This window comes from Enterobacter quasihormaechei (assembly GCF_004331385.1).
GTDB classification, from domain to species: Bacteria; Pseudomonadota; Gammaproteobacteria; order Enterobacterales; family Enterobacteriaceae; genus Enterobacter; species Enterobacter quasihormaechei.
Genome location: NZ_SJON01000035.1, coordinates 1 through 3,825 on the forward strand (window position 1 = coordinate 1; position 3,825 = coordinate 3,825).

4 protein-coding genes are annotated in these 3,825 nt (G+C 47.5%); all 4 read right to left on the minus strand.

Annotated features, from left to right (window positions below):
* Positions 1-165: 165 nt before the first annotated feature.
* Complete coding sequence (locus E0L16_RS21870; RefSeq protein ID WP_131638303.1) at positions 166-1,239, minus strand: hypothetical protein; 1,074 nt, start codon at positions 1,237-1,239, stop codon at positions 166-168.
* Between the two features lie 22 nt (positions 1,240-1,261).
* Positions 1,262-1,696 carry a hypothetical protein gene (locus tag E0L16_RS21875; protein WP_022651399.1) on the minus strand — a complete coding sequence of 145 codons (435 nt, stop codon included), beginning with the start codon at positions 1,694-1,696 and terminating at the stop codon, positions 1,262-1,264.
* 24 nt (positions 1,697-1,720) lie between these two features.
* Positions 1,721-2,776, minus strand: a complete 1,056-nt coding sequence (locus tag E0L16_RS21880) for a PAAR domain-containing protein (protein ID WP_131638305.1) — start codon at positions 2,774-2,776, stop codon at positions 1,721-1,723.
* A gap of 22 nt (positions 2,777-2,798) precedes the next feature.
* A partial coding sequence (locus E0L16_RS21885; protein ID WP_131638307.1) for a type VI secretion system Vgr family protein occupies positions 2,799-3,825 on the minus strand: 1,027 nt, incomplete at its 5' end.

Sequence of the window (3,825 nt, forward strand, 5' to 3'; positions counted from 1 at the left end):
ACTGTGGGCTAATCTCAGTGCAAGAAGTAAAATAATTTTTGAGTTCGCTGGCGGCTAAGCTATTGATATGACAATGCGTAGCGGTAAGGTTTATTCCCATGCAACAAAAATAAAACCACATTTTCTGTGGTTTTATTTGGATGATATTAAATTAATATTGCGAAGTCACAATTTTTCCACATGAAACGTAGAAAGAATGATTTCCATACATCGTTTATTGGTTTCGTAATAATAATCCCGATGATTACGATGGGGCCCAACTACCTCAACGTAACACCATAAATCATTAATTTTGAAGATACGCATGTCGTAATAAGCCCTGATATTCTCAGCAGCGCTGACAACCTCTCCAGTACAGCTATAAAGATCGCCTGTAAACGTGAGGTTGATATCATTTGGAATGCTGGCAATGTCCGACGTCGTAAGAGAGACCGCACTATCGTGACGGTTAAAGCGCGCAGTTGCTTCTTCGAAAATAGCCTGCGCAGAAGGATAATCAGTCTGACGGAAAAGACAGAAATTAATCACTCCATGGTTGACATTACCTAACGTGTGTTCAATTACCAGACGATTATCATCCAGTGTACTCACCTGCCATGAATCCGGAATTTTAAATCCACTGTCATTTTTGTTGCTAAGGCTAACTGTTTTCAACAGTTCTGAAAGCATCATATTGCTGCGATGCATTAAATCCCAGTTAATAGCAATCAGGAAAATAGTATCGGCGATCGCATTGTAATCCTTAGAACCACAAGCCGTTTTCAAAAGGAAGTAATTCCCTCCACCATTTACAGGATTATAATCCTTTTGCACCGTATACCGTGAAACGACCTCATCACCCGATGGCATCTTTTTAATGGACAGGATATCCGCAAATTTCCCACTTCCTGAAGGATGCGTAATTATCCTCTGGCTCAATACTTTCTCGCCCATTAAGTCGAGCTTATTGATAAGCCAGTCTGACGCATTCATCTCCCACTTGCAGTGTTCATATGCAGCCCAGACTTCAATATAGGGGCCGGTGTCATCGGCGATGTATCGTCCAATATTCGTCAGTCCAACCTCCTGAAACGTGACCGGTTTTAACTCTGCTGGCTTAACATTCTGTGGTAACAGTAGCCAGTAATGAAACATCTCTTTTTCTGCGGAGGTATAGAGACATTTCCAGAATTTTTCCCGAATCTCTTTTTCCTGATCCTTCATCTCGAGAGGAAAAAGATATTTTTTTTCAGTAACCATAATGCAACCTCATTCGTCGCGCTTACTTAAGCCATAAACCCGAAAACATAAGGAAGCTTCCGAGGGTAATTAAGCTTTTAGCAAAGATAAGTAAGCCAGGCGCCACGGCACGTGTCATAGACGATAATTTTTCATAATTTTCTGCGTTGTATCTTTTGTGCCCCCCCATAATCCCGGAAAATAACGTACACAGCAGGACTACTGTGACCTTTAATCCCCAGACGCACAGGAAAGACATGGATAAGATGATCGAATAATGTTTGGCCGTTGCCACGGAAAATAATGACATTGACTGAGCAAGCCATTTCAACGTAAAGCCAATGACGACTGTAGCCACTAGCACCAGAACGAACATCAACCCAGCCAAGAGCCATTGTTTTTTGTTAAATAAATCTTTTCCATTCCAGATTAGCGCTAGCGTCCAAATCATAAAGAGAATAAAGAAAAACCAATGCATCACAACGTTCCCCATATACACATTTTAATCTCCTACCAGGACTGTAACACAGCCCGTCTTAATCACACCATCGCCACTGCCCGCCGCTGGAGAAGGCTTGCTCTCATCATCGTCATAAATCCAGTCAAGGATCGGTTTGAGAGCCAATTTGATACTGGCATCCCCTCCCAGACCAAGCGCCACTGCAAGCTCACCTGACACCTTGAGGTTAAACGAATAATCTGTACTATCAATCCAGGTTCCCACGCCAGCAGAAGCGCCAGCGCTCCCTGCACTTCCTGAAAGTTTGCCATCGGCAACGACTACGCCATAAAAATCGGCTTTAGCCGTCGCTTCTCCTTTGACCGCCGCTGCTTCTGCGCCAAGTTCCACATTAAAACCATAACGTCCTTTATTACCGTCGTACATTTCACTGACAGCCTTCGCTTCAGCGGTTGCCAGATACACGTCCCCACCAACCCCGCCGTATTGCTCCCCTTCTTTTCCAATGCTACCCGAGGCGCCATATTGTATCGCGGTAGCATTAGCATTGAGGTTGATAGCCCCGTAATCGGCCCTATCTGTCACTAACGTGCCGCTGGCATTCGCCACCCCTACTTTTGTACGAACCTCGCCTTTATATTTATCCTGGCTTTTTGTATTCCCGACCGTGATATCGGCAAGCGCAAATCCGACTGAAGCCGTATCGGGTTTTCCAAAGCCGGATTTATCTTCGAGACTCGCATAGGCGCCGAGCACCCGGGCGTCGTAAACATCACCATGTATAGCACCATCTTTACCCGCATCCTTCGCCGCGGTTCCTCCCCAATATTGCGGAGGTGCAGGTTGTGTGGTTGCAACCGCAGGGGTCGCTGAAGTATTGCAACCCGTCTTGTCGCCTTCCCTGGCGAGAGGTAAACCGTTCACAAATACCGTTGTTGAACCGCTGAGAATACTTCCCTGACCATGTTGAGAACATGAAAGCGGGTCGCCTTTTCGTGCCGCCGGAAATCCGCCAATAATTACGTTGGGACTTCCGCTTTGAATTGGGCCAGTATGTGCGCTGGAATCAATGCGCGCTCTGGCGGCTGGTTTTCCCATAATAGCGTTCTCTGTACGCAGATTAACTGTTAACTTTTACAATCGCGCCCTTAATATCGGTAAGGTTAGTTCCCGTGATACTCACCGTATCATTTGCCTTGAGCTCGGTATTAATACCATCACCCAGTTTTGTAAGCACATCACCTTTGAAGACGGCTTGCTCTACAGCCTCTGCTTTGAGGTTGCCTTCGCCTACATGAATCTCAATGGTATCCGGGGCGATTAGAAGATAGTTGTCTTTAACTTTGAGTTTAATCGTGGTCACAGATTCCAGCAGCGCGTTACCTTCTTTATCCATGGTCAAGACGGTTTGATCTTTCCCAACGTTTATAACGTGCTTGTTAGTAATATTATGCGTTTCATTATTACCTACATCTGATTTCAGGTTCCGCTTAATCGTAATATTTTCATCCTGTCCAATGGTCTTTCTACGATCGACACCGACATCATGGGTTTCAGAATTTTCGATATCCGTATCCATATTTTTCTCTGCATGGATCCAGATCTGCTCGTGCCCAGCTTTATCTTCAAAACGGAGAATATTGGCATTGTCTTTATGGCCATCTTTGCTGCGGCTATAAAAACCCATCTGCGTTGCCGCTGCGGGCAGTGCCCACGGCGGCATGCTCGCGTCGTTGTATACGCGCCCGGTGATAATCGGACGGTCCGGGTCGCCGTTGATAAAGTCCACCACCACCTCATCGCCGACGCGCGGAATTTGCACCCCGCCGTAGCCCTGGCCCGCCCACGCGCTCGACACACGCACCCAGCAGGAGCTGGTGTCATCGCCCTTCGCCAGACGGTCCCAGTGGAACTTCACCTTCACGCGGCCATATTTGTCCGTCCAGATACTCTCCCCCTGCGGCCCCACCACTTTCGCGGTCTGCGGGCCGTAGGTACGCGGCCACGCCGTGGACTGCGCCGGACGATACGACACCGCCGCCGGAATGACGCTGAAATCGGTGCGGTGAATGGTTTCCCCCTCGCCGCTTGCGTAGCGGTTCTCTTCAAAGTGGTAGCCCGCCGCCGTGACCAGATACTCCCCGTTA